Source organism: Methylomicrobium lacus LW14 (assembly GCF_000527095.1).
Lineage (GTDB): Bacteria > Pseudomonadota > Gammaproteobacteria > Methylococcales > Methylomonadaceae > Methylomicrobium > Methylomicrobium lacus.
Genome location: NZ_AZUN01000001.1, coordinates 2551024 through 2567109 on the forward strand (window position 1 = coordinate 2551024; position 16086 = coordinate 2567109).

A 16086-nucleotide genomic window follows, 5' to 3' on the forward strand; every position below is an offset into this window, starting at 1 on the left:
GTTCTTTTCTTAAACTAAGGACGGCAAGCTTGTCGCGGTCTATTAAAACTGGCAATGCCGCTCGATCGCGGCATGGAACGTTTATTGCTTGAAGGTATCGAGAGTTAGAACAAAAATCAAAGCATATCAAGGTATTGTCCTGCCAAGAAACTTAGTCGACAGATGAAATCAACCGGTTAACCGGTTGATTTCAACCGCCCCTGCTTTCCTTAATAATAGGATTCGGCACCGATTAAGCACTTCTGTCACTTCCCAATGTTATCTTTGTAATTTTGTCGCATGACTCATCCGAATCCGATTTTTTAAAAAAATCGGTTTGTTAGCACTCAATGGACCCGTTCGATTTGGATATGAAAACTCATTTTTCTCGGGACGCTTATTTCAAGAAGCTGGCGAGTTTTCCCTGTTTTTTTATACTACTCCTGGTAACGGCATGCGGTGGAGATGGAGGCGAATCCGAACCCGACAAATCGCCTGTAACCGCTAAGGATTTGCCCGGCAAACCCCAGCAACAATCCTCAGATTCCTCAGCAAACAAAGCAATCACGCTTCGTCCCGAGTCGCTGCCTTATATCAAGGTGCAGGAAGTCAAAGCCGAATCCCTGGGCGGCGTCATCTCAGCCCCCGCCCGCGTGGACTTTCGGGCCAAGGCGATCTCGACGACCGGAACCGTGGTGGAAGGACGGATCACCAAGATTTATGTCCAAGTCGGCGATAGAATCAAGGCAGGCGCCCCGTTGGCGACGTTATCGAGCGTACAAGCCACGCAGATGCGCTCGGACTATGCACGCGCGGAAGCCGAGCTTGCCCGGGCCGAAGACCGCTACCGGCGCCAGCTTGAAATGCAGCGGACGGGGGTAGGACTCGAAATCGAAAGGGTCGAAGCGGAAACGCAATTAAAGCAGGCCCGCACCGAACTTGACCGCAGCCGGGATTTTCTGCATTTGCTCGGCAGTGGCGCCGCCGACGAAGTGACCGTCAGGGCGCCTTTTGACAGCATGGTTTTAAAAGCTTACGTTTCGGTCGGCGCCGCTGTCGGCAACGACACGCCATTGTTTGATCTGGGCGAGCCGACCGCCGCCTGGATTGTCGCGGATGTCTTCGAGCGGGATTTAGCACTGGTCGAAAAAGGCGCCAAAGCCGTTATTGAACTGGCGTCATTGCCTGATCCAATCCACGGTCATGTCGTCGCGGAAAGCGCCGCCATCCAAAGCGATCTTAGACGTGCCGCCGTCTTCATCGAGCCTGACAAGGATACAAAGGTCGCTCTGCGGCCCGGTATGTATGCGCGCGCCTCGATCGAAACCGCCGGCCCCGGCCATATTTTTTTACCGGCTTCATCGATCTTGATTCGTGATGGTAAAACGACCCTCGTCTATGTCGAGAAATCGACCGGAGTTTTCGAGCCGCGCGTCGTCCAAGTGGGCCAAGCGCGGGAAGGCTTGATACCGGTCTTGAAAGGGCTGTCGGGCGGCGAGCGCGTCGTCGTAGGCGGGGCGCTGTTGATCGACGGCGAAGCCGCGATGCTGCTGTAAGGACGCCGAATGCTGAAGTTATTGATAGAACTTTGCGTGCATCGGCGAATGGCGGCCATTGCGATAACCGTGGTGATCGCCTTGTTTGGCGTGCATGCGTATATCCAAACGCCGATCGAAGCCTATCCCGATGTGACCAATACCCAGGTGACCGTGATTTCGCTGATGCCCGGCTACGCGCCCGAAGAGGTCGAGCGGCAAGTCACCGTACCGCTGGAGCGCGTGCTGAACGGCACCCCGCAAATGCTGCAAATGCGCAGCCAGAGTTTATTCGGCTTGTCGTTGATCACGATTACTTTCGACGACGACGCGGACAGTTTCCATTCGCGCACGGTAATTTCGCAGCGGATTTCCGGCGCGGAACTGCCGGACGGGGTGACGCCGGTGCTGGCGCCCGATTACACGCCGCTCGGAGAAATCTACAAATTCATGGTGGTCAGCGACCGCCATTCGCTGTATGACCTGCGTTCGGAAATGGAATGGAACATCTCCCGCATCTTGAAGCAGGTGCCGGGCATCGCCGACGTGCTGACCTTCGGCGGGTTTTACAAGGAGTTTTATGTCGAAATCGATCCGATCCGCCTGGAATCTTTCGATTTGACGCTGGAAGACGTCAACCAGGCCATTACCCAATCGAACCGCAATGTCGGGGCCGGTTATCTGCGCCACGGCGATCAGCAGATCGTGGTGCGCGGCGTGGGCTTTCTCAGCAAGCCGGAAGAGATTCGCAACATCGTGCTGAAAAGCGCAGGCGGCACGCCGGTCACCGTCGGCGATGTCGCGAGGCTCGTGCAGTCCTATACGCCGCGGCAAGGCACGGTGGGACTGAACGATCAGAAAGAAGCGGTCGAGGGCATTGTGCTGCTGCGCCGCGGAGAAAACCCTTCGCTGGTCTTAGAGGCCGTGCACAAAAAAGTCAACGAACTGAATCAACGAATCTTGCCGCAAGGCATGAAAATCGAGCCGTTCCTGGATAGAACCGAACTGGTCCACAACACCCTGCATACCGTTTACGACAATCTGCTGCACGGCTTCCTGCTGGTCGTCGGCGTCGTCTGGCTGTTTTTACGCAGTGTGCGCGGCTCCCTGATCGTCGCCGTGGTGATTCCCTTGTCGCTGTTGGTGGCCTTCGCCGGACTCTATCAGCTCGGACTTCCCGCCAATTTGATCTCGATGGGCGCGATCGATTTCGGCATTATTCTCGATGGCGCGGTGGTCCTGGTGGAGCATGTGATCCATCAGGCGACGCACCAGCGGCCCCGTACCCATCGCGACATGGTCAAATTGATCGTCGAGGCGGCGTTTGATGTCGCAAAGCCGACTTTTTTCGCGATGCTGATTATTATCGCGGCGTTGATCCCGGTGTTCACTCTGGAAAGGGTTGAAGGCCGTATTTTCCGGCCCTTGGCGCTCACCTACAGCTTTGCCTTGGTCGGCGGGCTGATTTTTGCCTTGACCTTGGTTCCGGCCCTTTGCGCCGCCCTGATCCATCCGAAACATGCGATGATCGAGGAGCCGCGGTTTTTGGTGCGCATCCGCAACGGCTATCGCCAATTGTTAGCCAAAGCGATAGACCGCCGCCCGATGACATTGGCTGCCGCCGCGGTTTTATTGGTCAGCGGCGCAGTGGCGTCGGGACAGCTGGGCACCGAATTCCTGCCGGAACTGGACGAAGGCGACGTTCATGTTTTTGTCGAAATGCCGGCCAGTATCGCGCTCGCCAAGGGGCAAGAGATTTTGCTCGACATGCGCGAAAAGCTGCTGGCATTCCCCGAGGTGAAGGGCATTCTGAGCCAGCAGGGACGTTCCGAGGACGGCACCGATAATGAAGGGGTCAATATGAGCGAAACCTTCGTCCATCTGAAACCCCGCGACCAATGGCCGAAAGGCTGGCACAAGGATCGCCTGGTGGATGCAATGCGGGAATCGCTGACCGCGATTCCGGGGGTGCGCTTCAATTTTTCCCAGCCGATCAAGGACAACGTGGAAGAGGCGGTCAGCGGCGTGCGCGGCAAGGTCGTTTTAAAAATATATGGCGACGATCTGGAAAAGATGCGTACAACCTTGGAAGCCGCCAAAGCGGTGCTGAAGAACGAGCCCGGCGTCATCGATCTGGATCTGTACCGGGAATCCCAAGTGCCGCAACTGCAAATCCGTCTCGACCGCCCCGGGCTGGCTCGCCAGGGCATCACCATCGATGCGGCCCAGGATGCGCTCGAGACCAGTCTCGCAGGCAAGGTGGTGACCGATGTCTGGCAAGGAGAACGGCCGGTGCCGGTGCGCGTGATTCTTCCGGCCGGCGAGCGCGCGAATATGGAACAGATCGGCAATCTGATGCTGCCGACACCGGCCGGCGCGCGTATTCCGGTGCGAGAGGTCGCCGACTTACATATCGAACGCGGCCGGACTTCAATCGAACGCGAAGCCAACCGCCGCTTTCTGGCGCTCAAATTCAATGTTGAAGGACGTGACCTCGGCACCGTGGTTCACGAAGCGATGGCGCTAATAGAGGCAAAAGTCAAAGTTCCCGAAGGCCATTTTTTGGTTTGGGGCGGCGAATTCGAGAACCAGCAACGCGCGATGGGGCGGCTTGCGGTGATCATTCCGATCGCGGTGCTGATCGTGCTGGGTTTGCTGTATAGCGCGCTGCAATCGGCCCGCAGCGCGATCGCCATTCTGCTGTCCGTGCCTTTTGCGATGACCGGGGGTGTCTTCGTATTACTGATGTCCGGCATCGCCTTGTCGGTCAGCGCGACAATAGGCTTTATCGCGCTGCTGGGCCAGGTGTCGTTGATGGGGCTGCTGGTGTTGAGCGCCACCGAACAAAACCGGCGCAACGGCCAAGACTTACGCGATGCGATATTGAACGGCGCGACCGATCGCTTGCGTCCGGTCCTGATGGCTTCATTGTTGGCGCTGCTGGGCCTGTTACCGATGGCGGTATCGACCGGCATCGGCAGCGAGACCCAACAGCCTTTCGCGATCGTGATCGTCGGCGGGATGTTGACCACCTTTTTCGTGGCGATGTTCGTGTTGCCGGTCATCTATTCCTATATCACTCCGAAGCGGCTGATTACCCCTGAGGAAGCCGACGAAATTCAGGAGGCATTATGACATTGCTAGCCCCCTCCACACTACGTCGGCGCTCGCCAGCATCCTTGGCGGCATTGGGTTTATTACTGTTAAGCTTGCTCGCCGAGCCGGCGCTGGCATCTACCGAAACCGTGCCGGTCTCGGTGACGATCGGCGACTTGCTCAAAATCGTGCGCGAAAAAAGTCCTCGCTTTGCGGTCATACTGCAACGCATCGAAACGGCCAGGGCCGAAGTGGTCGCCGCCGGCGTTCTGCCTAATCCGACCATCAGTTACGGCCGATATGATTTTGTTGGGGGGGGCGCGAATCACATGTTCGATGGCAATGCTCAGGAACAGGTCACCTTGGAAGTACCGCTGTTGATTGCGGGCCAACGCGGCGCCCGTATCGAAGCCGCGGAAAAGGGCGTCACCGCAGCCGAAGCGGATGTCGAGGCCGAATATGCGGCGTTGGTTCATGAAACGCGACGGTTATTCGTAAAACTTTTGGCAGAACAGGAACGCGTCGCCATTTTTGAAGAAACCGCGCGCGACATGCAGCATTTGGCGGCGATCGTTACCGGCCGCAAGGATGCAGGTAATGCCAGCTCTTTCGATGAGCTGCGTATCGGTGTCGAAGCCAGCGGCATAGAGACAAAGCTCGAAACCGCGCGCAACGATCTGGCCGAAACCGTGGGAGATTTGGGCCTGCTCTTAGGCATGCCTGACTGGAAGCCGGCAGCGGTAGGAAAATTGGCGGTTTTAGGTGTGCCGGCCGATGCGCAAAAACTGCTGTCTGAAGCGGAAGTTTCGAATCCCGACATTGTAGCGGCGCAGCGCAGCGAATCCGCCGCCGATGCCGGTTTGGAAAAAGCGCGCCGCGAACGCTGGCCGGCCGTTTCTGTTCAGGTGGGTACGGTTTATACCGACAGTCCCTACAGTAACACGACGTTCGGCGGCGTTTCGGTCGAAGTGCCGATATTCGACCGCAACCAAGGTGGGATGGCAAAGGCCGAAGCCGCGAAACATGCGGCCATGCTGGAACATGACTTTGCGACTTCCCGTACCCGCGTGGCGATTGATCGCGCGGTCAATCTGCTCGTGCGCAGGCAGGAAACTCGAGTCAAATTCGAAAAAGATGTGCTGTCCAAGCTGAACAGCCTTAAATCGATGGGCGAGTCCGCTTACCGTTTCGGCAAGGGAACCATTTTAGAACTGCTGGATTCCTACCGGTCCCGAACCGAAATGCGCTTGACCGAAGTCGATCTGATACAAGCCGAAACGGAAGCGGAACTGGATGCGCTGAGGGCATCCGGCCAACTGTTAAGTTATCTGAACGCCACTCCCGATTGATCGCCTCAAGCAGATGAGGCCGCTCATAATGAAAAGCGCAAGGCTGATCATTTATCTGTTGAGTCTGCTGTGGGTTGGGTGTCCACTTGTAGCCTTTCCGAAGGGAAAGGTGCACGAAAAAGCCCCCAAACGAATCAAAGTCAATCCGGCCACTGAAGAGTCGGGCGGCTTGACGTTGACTCAGGAGTTCAATATCTATCGTGGCGCGGCCTATGCCAATATCGTGATCGATTATGCCACGCGTGACGGCTGGGTCTTCGGTATGCAGCTTCTCAATGTTCCGGTCGCGGGCGACGGCGCCCAAACCTTTCAAAATGACGGCTACTTGATACTGTCCAAGACTTTCACCATCAACGACGCCTGGTCGCTGGCAGTAGGCGCACAAAACGGCAGGGTGCTGACCCATGCCCCTGCGCACAGATGGCATCATTTTAGCTTTCTCGACAATCAGTTTACTCCGGGCGAACGGCTGAATTTTCATCTGGGCGCTTTCTACGTGAATGATGCGCTGGCGACGATTCACCAGCCTTACGGGGCGATGGCCGGTTTTGAAATTCGCATGCTGCCCAAAGTGCTGCATTTGCAGGCCGATTATTTCTCGGGCACATCCAACATTTCAGGCAATATCGTCAATCTTTTTTATTACCCTGCCGCAAACTGGCAAACCTATTTAGGCGTAAACATGCCGGCGCCGCATACGGGCGGTGAATTTGCGGGTAATGTGGGCATTGCCTATAACTGGCGCTAGCCGCGCCGGGAATGCTAAGAATCATGGCTGCAAAAAAATGCCTTTCAACTCATCAGGCGCAAGCGTGTAGTTTCGCCAAATACGTTCAACGTTTTCCTGGTGATGAGGTCCAAAGCGGTTTGGAAATTTCTTCAGCAGCGCCACCCCGTCGAGCACTTGCGCGCGATGCAAATAGGCAATCGATTGAATCACCAGCAGCAAATTATCCTCATCAATTGGCGCGTCCCGTTCCAGATAGTCGTTGATCATATTCGCATACTCAAGGGACGGCATTTGTAACGGCAGGAAAAGAATCCACTTTTCAACGGCAGGGTCTGAAGTGGTGCGCATCATATCCCCCAAAAATTTGTACATGGGTTTCTCGCAACGGGAATAGGCCCAGATGTAGTTTAAGACCCATCCCCTATCCTCTTCGGTCAGCAGGCCCAAGTGTAAAATCGGCTCCGCCTGGCGGCGAAGCTCCTCGGCGATTTCAGTCAGCTGATATTTCCCGATAAAATCGCTGGCCAGGTACTTCAGATTCTTATGGCTCTTGGGCTCTATCCAGGTACTGAGGATTTTGACGATTTCTTTGGGCCGCATTTTGACCAGCGTGTCGAAAAAATCCATGCTTTCGGTAAACGTATATTCGTTGCTTTCCGGCCGCGCCGGATAAAACAGCGTAGGCGTCTGATTGATCTGGCTGGCGATTTCCTTTAATAAACGGAAAACCTCATCCGGCGTGAGCACGTTGTAGGCTTTCAGCGCTTCATAAACCTGATCCTGGCTCTCATGCAGAAGGTTTTTCAGAATTTCTTCGCGAAATAGATGCGAGGTGTACTCGTAAGTCAGCCCGATGACCACGGCAACGATCAATGCAATTGAAATGTGGTCGGCCCAATTGCGTAGGACCTCGGGCAGCATGGGCTCGAAGTACTTTAAGAAAAAGGCGGTGAGTAAGATAATGCCGAAGATCACAAAAGGGACAGCCGCATAAGCTGTTTGATTTGTCGATCGCATAGTTTTTCTCCAAAATGACCAATTCCGATTCGAAGGAATGGCGGCTGAAAGGTTCAGCGAAAGGGTAATTGAGTCTGACGTGTATTGTGATTTTATTCACAACACTTGATGTGTTTAAGCGTAGCGAACTGCCGTGTTCGGCCAAAGAAGGAAAATTGCACTCTTATTTTTTAATAGTTTCTTAAGCATACCCCCTGTTGCTTAATACTACCTTAATTAAAGTAAGGAAACTCTATCCCGTGCACCGAAAGACAAGACGTGATTTGAAGGGTCTGTGCTGATTTTTTGCAGCCGGCGGCAAGCGCCTGAGGCCTGGGAACAGCCGTGGCGGCGCGCAATCGGCCGTGTGCGCTAGGCTTCGCTATGGTGCTTAACGGAATAAAACGCCGTCGACGATTCAGGCCTGAAACTCGGGTTTCCGGGGCAGTCAAAGCCTCATTGTTTTGGCTGCTCAACGGCTTCGGCTCCCTGCGCTTCGCTTTGGCGCAGTCCCCGAGTCCACGCTTTGACGCGTTCGATCGCGCTGTCGAAAAGCGAAAAAGCGACTTCGACGCTATAGCCCATCACCAGTGCGGTCAATGTCAGGCTGATATTGAAGCCTTCCGCTTCTTTGACGTCGGAGGTGATAAAAATACCGCTGATAGACCCCAGCAAACCGCCCAAACACAGACGCATGGTCAACATGCCGCGCGGGGAAGGCACATAGCTGTTCGAGGATAAGCGGTACAGCGTATGGCGTGTCACATAGGCGGTGGCGCCGATGAAGCCGAGCAATAGCGGCAGCACATAGCGCGACATCACCGTATGCGCCGAGAGCGCGTATTCGCGCTCCAGCGCCAGGCAGCCGAACAGAAAATTGCGGCTTTCCTTGATGGTAATGTGAAAATCTTTATTTTGGGCGCAACCGTTCAATGCATCGACGGTCGAATCACTGAGTCTGAAAAACGGGATATTTTTAAGCGGCTTGGTTAAATCGACCAGCGCTTGCGAGGAGGCGTTCAACTGCGTTCCCAGCATGTAGGAAGCGCTCTCCACTTGCGCTTTCTGCTCGACCGGAGTCTTATCGTTGACCAGACGCTCGGCGGACTGCTGGTTTTCGATGCCGACGACCAATCTTGAAGAGCTCGCCAAAGTGTCGGCCACCAGTACGCTATAACATTGCACGACCACATAAAGGCCGACGAACGCCAGCAGGTACAGAGTAATCTGCGTTAAATCCTTATAGCACCGGGAAACGAGCTTGTTCATGCCGGAATTCAAACCGAACCAGTGCAGCAGCTTGGAGCCCGCCGAGCCATCGTGTTTCGCTTGCGGCGCCATCACCGCGTCCTTGATGCCGTCGACAATTTGAATGCTGATGTCGGAGGCCGGATGAATCAGTTTCGCCAGTTGCGAATAAGTTTGCCACAACTTAACTTCATCGCTGTGCTGACAGGTGTCGGACTTCATGCGCAAAATATCGACGCCATTAGCGATCAATTCATCAGGAACTGTAATCGTGGGATTGGCGACCGCATAGCGCAGCATGCGCCCGACAGTGTCCCTCGCGCGCCGGATTTTCTCTATATCCTCGCTTGCCATCCCACCTGTAGGCTCGTTTGTTGCTTCCGGCAATAAGGAAGGACCGGATGGTTCTTGCATAGGATCACCGGTTTCTTTTTCACTCATTGGGTTTTCTCCGCCAAATTCAGCCTGGAATATTCCGACGCTTTCGATAGAACGATTATTTTCGTTAGCGTATGGCGAATTAGTTTGAATGTCAATGTCGGCGGGCGGAAAGGTAAACGCTTCGGCAGATTGCGCTGGCCTGATCCCGATTCCGGATCAATTCCCCCGTCAAATCGTACCCGAATGCGGCGGCTGGTTTTCAGGCGGGATCGACTTTTCCAATTGCCGGCGGAACTCTTCCATCTGCCGCAGCAATTCATCACTGAAAGACTTGAATTGCCTTTCAAACAGCGGGATCTGTTGTTCGAGTTCCTTGTTGATCGCTTCGCCAATTTTACCGAGGCTTTTAAAGATTTCGCCGAAGGGCTGGTTTAACAGGTTGTTCAGCGTTTGCTGATAATCCACCTTCCAGCGATTATCTTCCTTCGACAGCACGGTATCGAAAGTCAGGACCCTGTTGTTTTCGGGCTTTTGCAGCGTCAACACGGTGGCGACCCGCGCATTGCCGCCTTCGATCAAGACCTTGCCGGTCTCCAAAGACGCATCTTCGAGATTTTGCTGCCGGGCCACCAGATGCAGGCCATCCCTAAGCGTATGGCTTCTGGCGGTTTCGAGATCGCCATCCGCCATCGCCTCCCAGAATGCCTGGGTGACTTGCTCCGGCGTCGAGACGGTTTGGCAGCCGCTCAGCATGAACAAAAGCCATAACCCTCTGACCGCGCATTTGATGCTCGGAAAGCGGGGAAAAATCGGCGCAGCGATTGGGTTTGTCATGTTCGGAATCTCCTCGATGTGTCAGTCAAATCAAGCGCAATTGAAACGCCGCCCTTTTTTCATTTGGGACAACACATGAGGCCGATTGTTACCGCTGCCATTGCATTTAGCTCCGGCATCACACATAGAGCCTTGTCATCTGCCGCCAATATCGGCCTCGATGCGCGCGCCCGTTCCATTCGTGCAACGCATGCGGCACGCCTTTGGACCAACATATCTGGCTGAGATGACGGTTATTGTCGAGAAACGGGTCTTCCTTGCCGATCACGAACACCATGTCCATCTGCCGCAAGTGTTGCAGGCGCATTTCGCAGTCGAGCTGGGGCAGAAAATGCGTCGGCGTATGGAAATAGATATTGTCGTCGTAGTAGCCGTCGAACAGGTTGTGAAAGTGTTCGACCGACAACGTCAAATCATATCGGCCTGAAAATGCGCACAATTTTTGAAATCGATCGGGATGGCGGAAGGCGATGGTAGCGGCTTTGTATGCGCCCAGGCTGCAACCGTAGGCGATCGTGCAGGGGTTCGGATTCTGACTCGCCATGAACGGCAAGATATCGTTCAGGATGTAGTTCTCGTACTGGATGTGACGCTGAATGCGCCCGGACGGATGACACCAATTGCAATAAAAACTCTCGTTGACGATGCTGTCCACGCAATACAATTGCAGGAGGCCGGCGTCGATTTTGTCGGCCAGCACCTCGACGATGCCGATATCTTCGTATTCGTAAAAACGCCCGTCGCGGGTCGGAAACATCAGGACTTTCGCCCCGTCATGGCCGAACACCAACAGTTCCATGTCGCGTCCCAGATCAGGGCTGTGCCAACAATGATATTCCCGATTCATAAGCAGTCGAAAAACTCCCGTAATTCCTCTATTAATGCGTTTTCCTGCTCCGCCTTGCGGGGATAGTCCGCATGCCCCATGTCAAAGACAAACAATCGTTTTTCCCGGGGCAGTGCGTTGTAAATGCTGAACTGGCCGGGCGGAGTCACCACCGGATCGGCCAGCGCCGCCGCCACATGCACGGGCGCCTCGATGTACCGCGCCGCGATGGCTGCATCATAATAGCGCAACGTGTCGAGAATATGACCGTGCTCGCGCTGGTAGTTTTGCAGCGCCGCCGCGCTGCCCCAGGTCGGCAGTTTCAGGCGCCGCGGGTGATCGCCGAAACTCGGCACATTCAGATGGGCGCGCTGAATGCGTCTGTCCCAGGGCAGCGCCAGCGCGCCGATGCCGCCGCCAAAGCTGATGCCGAGATAGCCGACATGGCCGGCTACGGCGGGAAACATGGCCAGCAAGGCAGACACCGCGACCCAGAGGTCTTCCACGCAGCCGCCCAGGATGTAGCGGTCTTTATTGTCGATGTCGTGCAGGACGTGATAGGCCGGGTTATCCGAAATCGGCCAGCGCCGGCTGCGGGACAGGCCGCGAAAACACGGAAACAAATAAACCGCATTCGGTATCGGCAGATGAAAATCGGGGCCCTCGCGTCCGCCATAACCGTGGCCGACGATCACCCCGCGCGTCACCGGCGCATGCTTAGGAATCAGCGCCCAGCCCCCGATCTCGAAGGCATCGGTCGAGCGGTAATTCAGATCGTAACACTCGAAATCGGGATGCGACCACGCGCAGTACGTGATGCGCTGGCGCGGGTCCAATGCCAGCGCCCGCTGATAGCGCGCCTGCCAGAAGGGAACAAAGTCATCCGGCGGCAGCGGCGGCGTGATACTCCGCAATTGGTCCAGGGCATAGCCGTAGGCGGGGTCGAAAGTCGGCATGGGTGTCGGTTATGTCAAAATTCGTAAAGTCCAGGGAAAGAGGGACTCACTGTTGCCTTATTTTAAGGCCTGCATGCGCCAGCGAGACAAAATAATGCAGAAAAAGTTCGTCAATTAGTAAAACTACCAATTGTTTAGATTTGCTTAAATAAGCATGATGACAGCTAGAACGACCGCGCTTTCTGCGTCTGCTAAGAAATCGCCCGATTTAATCACAGTCCTGCTCCCGCTAAAACGGCATGGCCGGGCGGATTTCCATTCAAACAAGAGACAATACGATGAACACAGGCAAATTATTCGGAAATAAACTGGCACTGGCTGGCTTGTGGCTCGCGCTGACAACTCCCGCCCTGGCAACGGCGCAAACGTCTTACGACAGAATCGTGACTTTCGGCGCCAGTTTGACCGATCCCGGCAACGGCTTTTTCTTGCTGACTTCGTTGGTCGATCCAGAAACCCATGAGCCCTGCGGAGCCCGATCATTAAGCGTTCCCCCCTATGATCAACTGGATGAATTGACAATCCCGGAAGCGCCCTACGCCAAAGGCGGACATCATTTTACCAACGGCGACACTTGGGTTGAATACCTCGCGGGCACACTCAAAATGTCCAAAGATACCCATCCGGCGTTGAAACCGGGACGCCATGTCGCCAGCAATTATGCCGTCGGCGGCGCGCGAACCGAAGCCTATCCGTGCCGGTTCAATCTGCCGGATCAGATCGACGCCTTCAGCAAAGACGGACTCCAAACAACCGACCAGACCTTGTTTATCTTGGAAATCGGGGGCAACGATGTGCGTGACGCACTGCTGCTAGCCTTATTCGATGTGCAGTTAATAAGACCCGCAATTGAACGCATCGTGGATAACATTTCGGCTACAGTGGAATATCTACATACGCATCATAACGCGCAGAACATTTTGCTGGTCAATGTTCCGGACATCGGGCAAACACCGGCAGTCAAGGCATTAGATGCCATACCCGAATACAAGGGCATAGCCGCCTTGGCAACTTACTTATCGGCGCAATTTAATGGTGCTTTAGCCAATGAAGTCGCCTATACGCTGATTCCTGCCGGCATGAATGCCCGTATCTTGAATATCTTTGACCTGCTCCACGATATCCTGGCTCACCCGAAATCCTACGGCATCAGCGATACCCAACACGCCTGCGTCACCCCTAAAATTCCGCCGTTCGCCTGCAAAAAACCGGATACCTATCTATTTTGGGACGGCATCCATCCCACCACGGCCATTCATCAAACGATCGCCAAAGAAGCCGCGACAACGCTGAGCTTTTGAGCGGCGTAGAAAATTAACCCTGCAATTTTCGCGTCGCGTCGGCCAGCCTCGCCCCCAAATTGAGCACGGCAGCTTGCAACTGCGCATCGTTCAGGTAGCCGTCAGGATGCAGCGCTTTGTCGGCTTGCACGATCGCCTGCTGCTCGGGCAGCACGGTCACGCCGATATTGCTGAGCAGCAACCTTAAAAAAACCAAGCCCCTCAGCCCTCCCAACGCGCCCGGCGATGCGGCCATGATCGCCGCAACCTTGCCGCGGTAAGCCAAGAGCGGCGCTTCATCGCCTTCGCGCCGGGACGCCCAATCGATCGCGTTTTTCAGCAAAGGACTGAAGGCGCTGTTGTATTCGGGCGAGGCGATCAAAAAGCCGTCATGCTCGATCAGCAAGTTTTTGAATGCGCGCGCGGCATCGGGAATGCCGTGCTCTGCCTCGTCGTCCTGATTGAAGATCGGCATCGGAAAATCGGCCAGATTAATCACCGTCACCTCGGCGCCGGCCTGTTCAGCGCCTTGCGCCGCGATTTTGACCAAGCGCTGGTTGAAGGAGTTTTTCCGGGCGCTGCCGGAAAAGGCGAGGATTTTGGGCATGGAAAATGCCGTATTCATTTTTGCTCCGCCGCTTCCAAAGCTTGCTGGCGCTGCATGGCGGCATCCTGCACCGCTTGATCCACTGCCTTAGCCTTGGCCAGCGCATCCATTTGCGGTTGTAGTACCGTTTGTTTGGCTTCAGGAGCGGATGTTTCTTGACCACAGGCGGAAAGCAATCCACATCCGAACAGCAATAACCCTTTAATTGAATTCTTCATAGGCGCCAGGTAAATGAGCCGCCTACTTAGGCAAGCCGGTAGTCTCGGATATTTTGTTGAAGTCGACGCCGACGCTGATGATCAGGCTGCTCGCTTCCTCGATATTCATCGCCGATTTGATGACTTTCGACTTGTCCACGATCGCGGTATAACCGGAGGTCGGATTCGGCGAAGTCGGTATGAACAACACATATTTATCGTCGAAGCGGTTGGTCACATAGGCCGCCATCCAGACGCCTTCCTTCGGATACTCGACATAAACGACCTCTTTCGCAACCGTCTTGTCATGGCCGGAAATCATATTGCTGACTTTTTTAAGGACCCGGTAAATGGTATTCAGAAAAGGAATTTTATCGATAACGCGGTCGAAGGTCGCGATGACCCAGTAGCGTCCGTCCTTGACGAGTTTACGCCCGATCCAGACCAGAATCGCGGTACTGACGCCGAACACCAACAACGTGTAAAAATAATTGTCCGAGACGGCATAAACGGTGCCGATCAGATCGGACACGCGGTCTTTCACGAAGATCATGATCTGCAATGTAATCACGATCGGGATCACCGCCAACACGCCGATCAAAAAATAATTTAAAACTTGTTTTACCAGTGGGTTCATTATCGCGCCTCCTCGTTAACAGCGACTTTTCGCCGCGGCCGTTACTTTATAAAGTTGTTATTATTGAACGCCGTTACCTAATTGTCCGATCGGTTTTTTCGGTCAAGGCAGGATGGGCCGGCAACTCATTATAAGCGAAATTAAGCAACTTACCGATCAATCGCACAGGCGATGCAACGGGAAATGACAGCTGAAACAGCTCCCCCTGCCGAGTTCGCTGATGATATGCAGGCGGGCGTCATGGCGCATCAGCACGTGCTTCACGATTGCAAGGCCGAGGCCGGTGCCGGGAGTTTTCCGGGCGTGATTGGATTCTGCGCGGTAAAAACGCTCGGTGACGCGCGGAATATCCTCCGGCGCGATGCCGAAACCGCGGTCCTCGACCTCGAGCACGACCGTATCGCCGTCCTCAAACCAGCGCACCTTCACCACCGAATCGGCCGGTGAATATTTCAGCGCGTTGCCGACCAGGTTGGTAAACGCGCTGCGGAGTTCCTGCTCGTCGCCATGAATATTGGCGTCCGATGCCAGAGACAATTCGATGCGCCTCGCCGAATTTTCGACCACGCCGCGCTCATTGCAAATTTGCTTCAGCAATGCCGGCACATCGACGCAAATCGTGCGCCTTTGCTGTGTCTCGAGCCGGGTCAGCATCAACAAGTCATCGACCAGATGCTGCATGCGCTCGGTCTGCCCGCGCATCTGTTCCAGCGAACCGGTCAATAAGGCGGAACCGCCGTCGTCCATATCCTGCAAGGTTTCAAGATAGCCCTTCAGCACCGTCAACGGTGTTCTGAGTTCGTGCGAAACGTTCGCGACAAAATCCTTGCGCATCCTTTCCATCTTCTTCACTTGCGTGACATCCTGCGCCAGCAACAGCCTAAGGCCTGAACCGTAATTGACGATCCTGACCGCCAAGGTAATCTGATTGTTCACCGGCGAAGGCAAAATGATCGCGTCCTGATAATTCTGCAATTTGAGATAGCGGATAAACTCGGGATAGCGGATCAGATTCGGAATGCGTTGACCCTTGTCCGCCGGCTGCAAGCCCAATACTTTCAGCGCCGCCTTGTTGGCCCACTCGATCACATCGTCCTCGCCCAAAATGACCGCGGCATCGGGCAAGGCCCCGGTGAAATCCCGAAACTGTTCGAGCAGTTTCCGGAGCTTCTTTTTACGGCGTTTTTCGGCCTTTCTGAGCCGATAAACATGGTAGTAAATATCTTCCCAGATCCCTTTGGTATTAGGATAATCGACTTTACCCCCCCGGCTGATCCAGCGTTCGAAGCGGCTGATTTGCTGAAGCTGCCGCAACAGAAAGATCAAGGTTGCCGCCAGCAGTAAAGGCAGCAGAGCGCCTGTCAGAAAGCCGACAATGACTATCGCGAATAGCGATAGCAATACAATTGTAATTTCCCTTTTCCAAACTCCCATA

General features: G+C 54.8%; 14 protein-coding genes. 5 read left to right on the forward strand and 9 right to left on the reverse strand.

Features of this window, described 5'->3' with window-relative positions:
• Positions 1-350: 350 nt before the first annotated feature.
• The 4 genes from METLA_RS0111565 to METLA_RS0111580 all read left to right on the forward strand — a co-directional run bounded on the left by METLA_RS0111565 (position 351) and on the right by METLA_RS0111580 (position 6707).
• A complete protein-coding gene (locus METLA_RS0111565; protein ID WP_029646617.1) occupies positions 351-1535 on the forward strand; it encodes an efflux RND transporter periplasmic adaptor subunit in 1185 nt (394 codons plus the stop codon).
• A gap of 9 nt (positions 1536-1544) precedes the next feature.
• Positions 1545-4649 carry an efflux RND transporter permease subunit gene (locus METLA_RS0111570; protein ID WP_024298707.1) on the forward strand — a complete coding sequence of 1035 codons (3105 nt, stop codon included), beginning with the start codon at positions 1545-1547 and terminating at the stop codon, positions 4647-4649.
• Entirely contained in the window at positions 4646-5959 is a 1314-nt protein-coding gene (locus tag METLA_RS0111575; protein WP_084480125.1) for a TolC family protein, read from the forward strand. The genes METLA_RS0111570 and METLA_RS0111575 overlap by 4 nt, the downstream gene beginning before the upstream one ends.
• A gap of 109 nt (positions 5960-6068) precedes the next feature.
• The gene (locus METLA_RS0111580) at positions 6069-6707 is read left to right on the forward strand and encodes a hypothetical protein (protein ID WP_152539423.1); all 639 of its coding nucleotides are present in this window, start codon (positions 6069-6071) and stop codon (positions 6705-6707) included.
• A gap of 21 nt (positions 6708-6728) precedes the next feature.
• Here the strand turns inward: METLA_RS0111580 and METLA_RS0111585 are convergent, their stop codons facing one another.
• From METLA_RS0111585 to METLA_RS0111605, 5 genes are all read right to left on the reverse strand, one after another.
• Complete coding sequence (locus tag METLA_RS0111585; RefSeq protein ID WP_245598784.1) at positions 6729-7664, reverse strand: hypothetical protein; 936 nt, start codon at positions 7662-7664, stop codon at positions 6729-6731.
• Between the two features lie 477 nt (positions 7665-8141).
• Positions 8142-9374, reverse strand: coding sequence for a hypothetical protein (locus METLA_RS0111590; protein WP_152539424.1), 1233 nt, complete (start codon positions 9372-9374; stop codon positions 8142-8144).
• 168 nt (positions 9375-9542) lie between these two features.
• Complete coding sequence (locus METLA_RS0111595) at positions 9543-10148, reverse strand: nuclear transport factor 2 family protein (protein ID WP_024298712.1); 606 nt, start codon at positions 10146-10148, stop codon at positions 9543-9545.
• 118 nt (positions 10149-10266) lie between these two features.
• Entirely contained in the window at positions 10267-10995 is a 729-nt protein-coding gene (locus tag METLA_RS0111600; RefSeq protein WP_024298713.1) for an esterase family protein, read from the reverse strand.
• Positions 10992-11930: an acetylxylan esterase gene (locus METLA_RS0111605; RefSeq protein ID WP_024298714.1), complete on the reverse strand. Its 939-nt coding sequence runs from the start codon at positions 11928-11930 to the stop codon at positions 10992-10994. The genes METLA_RS0111600 and METLA_RS0111605 overlap by 4 nt, the downstream gene beginning before the upstream one ends.
• A gap of 278 nt (positions 11931-12208) precedes the next feature.
• Between METLA_RS0111605 and METLA_RS0111615 the strand changes: the two genes are divergently transcribed.
• The gene (locus METLA_RS0111615; protein ID WP_024298715.1) at positions 12209-13231 is read left to right on the forward strand and encodes an SGNH/GDSL hydrolase family protein; all 1023 of its coding nucleotides are present in this window, start codon (positions 12209-12211) and stop codon (positions 13229-13231) included.
• 13 nt (positions 13232-13244) lie between these two features.
• On the opposite strand, the gene METLA_RS0111620 is transcribed toward METLA_RS0111615, so the two are convergent.
• The 4 genes from METLA_RS0111620 to phoR all read right to left on the reverse strand — a co-directional run bounded on the left by METLA_RS0111620 (position 13245) and on the right by phoR (position 16085).
• On the reverse strand, positions 13245-13835 hold the full coding sequence (locus tag METLA_RS0111620) for an NADPH-dependent FMN reductase (protein ID WP_245598785.1): 591 nt from the start codon (positions 13833-13835) through the stop codon (positions 13245-13247).
• Positions 13832-14035: a hypothetical protein gene (locus METLA_RS22615; RefSeq protein WP_152539425.1), complete on the reverse strand. Its 204-nt coding sequence runs from the start codon at positions 14033-14035 to the stop codon at positions 13832-13834. The genes METLA_RS0111620 and METLA_RS22615 overlap by 4 nt, the downstream gene beginning before the upstream one ends.
• Before the next feature lie 22 nt (positions 14036-14057).
• Positions 14058-14651: a DUF502 domain-containing protein gene (locus tag METLA_RS0111630; protein ID WP_024298717.1), complete on the reverse strand. Its 594-nt coding sequence runs from the start codon at positions 14649-14651 to the stop codon at positions 14058-14060.
• Positions 14652-14807: 156 nt separating this feature from the next.
• On the reverse strand, positions 14808-16085 hold the full coding sequence (phoR, locus tag METLA_RS0111635) for a phosphate regulon sensor histidine kinase PhoR (RefSeq protein WP_024298718.1): 1278 nt from the start codon (positions 16083-16085) through the stop codon (positions 14808-14810).
• Position 16086: the final 1 nt, after the last annotated feature.

Excerpts from the sequence above, each read along its gene's own strand:
- METLA_RS0111565 (WP_029646617.1), top strand. The coding sequence starts at position 351 with ATGAAAACTCATTTTTCTCGGGACGCTTATTTCAAGAAGCTGGCGAGT.
- METLA_RS0111570 (WP_024298707.1), top strand. The coding sequence starts at position 1,545 with ATGCTGAAGTTATTGATAGAACTTTGCGTGCATCGGCGAATGGCGGCC.
- METLA_RS0111575 (WP_084480125.1), top strand. The coding sequence starts at position 4,646 with ATGACATTGCTAGCCCCCTCCACACTACGTCGGCGCTCGCCAGCATCC.
- METLA_RS0111590 (WP_152539424.1), bottom strand. The coding sequence starts at position 9,374 with ATGAGTGAAAAAGAAACCGGTGATCCTATGCAAGAACCATCCGGTCCT.
- METLA_RS0111595 (WP_024298712.1), bottom strand. The coding sequence starts at position 10,148 with ATGACAAACCCAATCGCTGCGCCGATTTTTCCCCGCTTTCCGAGCATC.
- METLA_RS0111600 (WP_024298713.1), bottom strand. The coding sequence starts at position 10,995 with ATGAATCGGGAATATCATTGTTGGCACAGCCCTGATCTGGGACGCGAC.
- METLA_RS0111605 (WP_024298714.1), bottom strand. The coding sequence starts at position 11,930 with ATGCCGACTTTCGACCCCGCCTACGGCTATGCCCTGGACCAATTGCGG.
- METLA_RS0111615 (WP_024298715.1), top strand. The coding sequence starts at position 12,209 with ATGAACACAGGCAAATTATTCGGAAATAAACTGGCACTGGCTGGCTTG.
- METLA_RS0111620 (WP_245598785.1), bottom strand. The coding sequence starts at position 13,835 with ATGAATACGGCATTTTCCATGCCCAAAATCCTCGCCTTTTCCGGCAGC.
- METLA_RS22615 (WP_152539425.1), bottom strand. The coding sequence starts at position 14,035 with ATGAAGAATTCAATTAAAGGGTTATTGCTGTTCGGATGTGGATTGCTT.
- METLA_RS0111630 (WP_024298717.1), bottom strand. The coding sequence starts at position 14,651 with ATGAACCCACTGGTAAAACAAGTTTTAAATTATTTTTTGATCGGCGTG.
- phoR (WP_024298718.1), bottom strand. The coding sequence starts at position 16,085 with ATGGGAGTTTGGAAAAGGGAAATTACAATTGTATTGCTATCGCTATTC.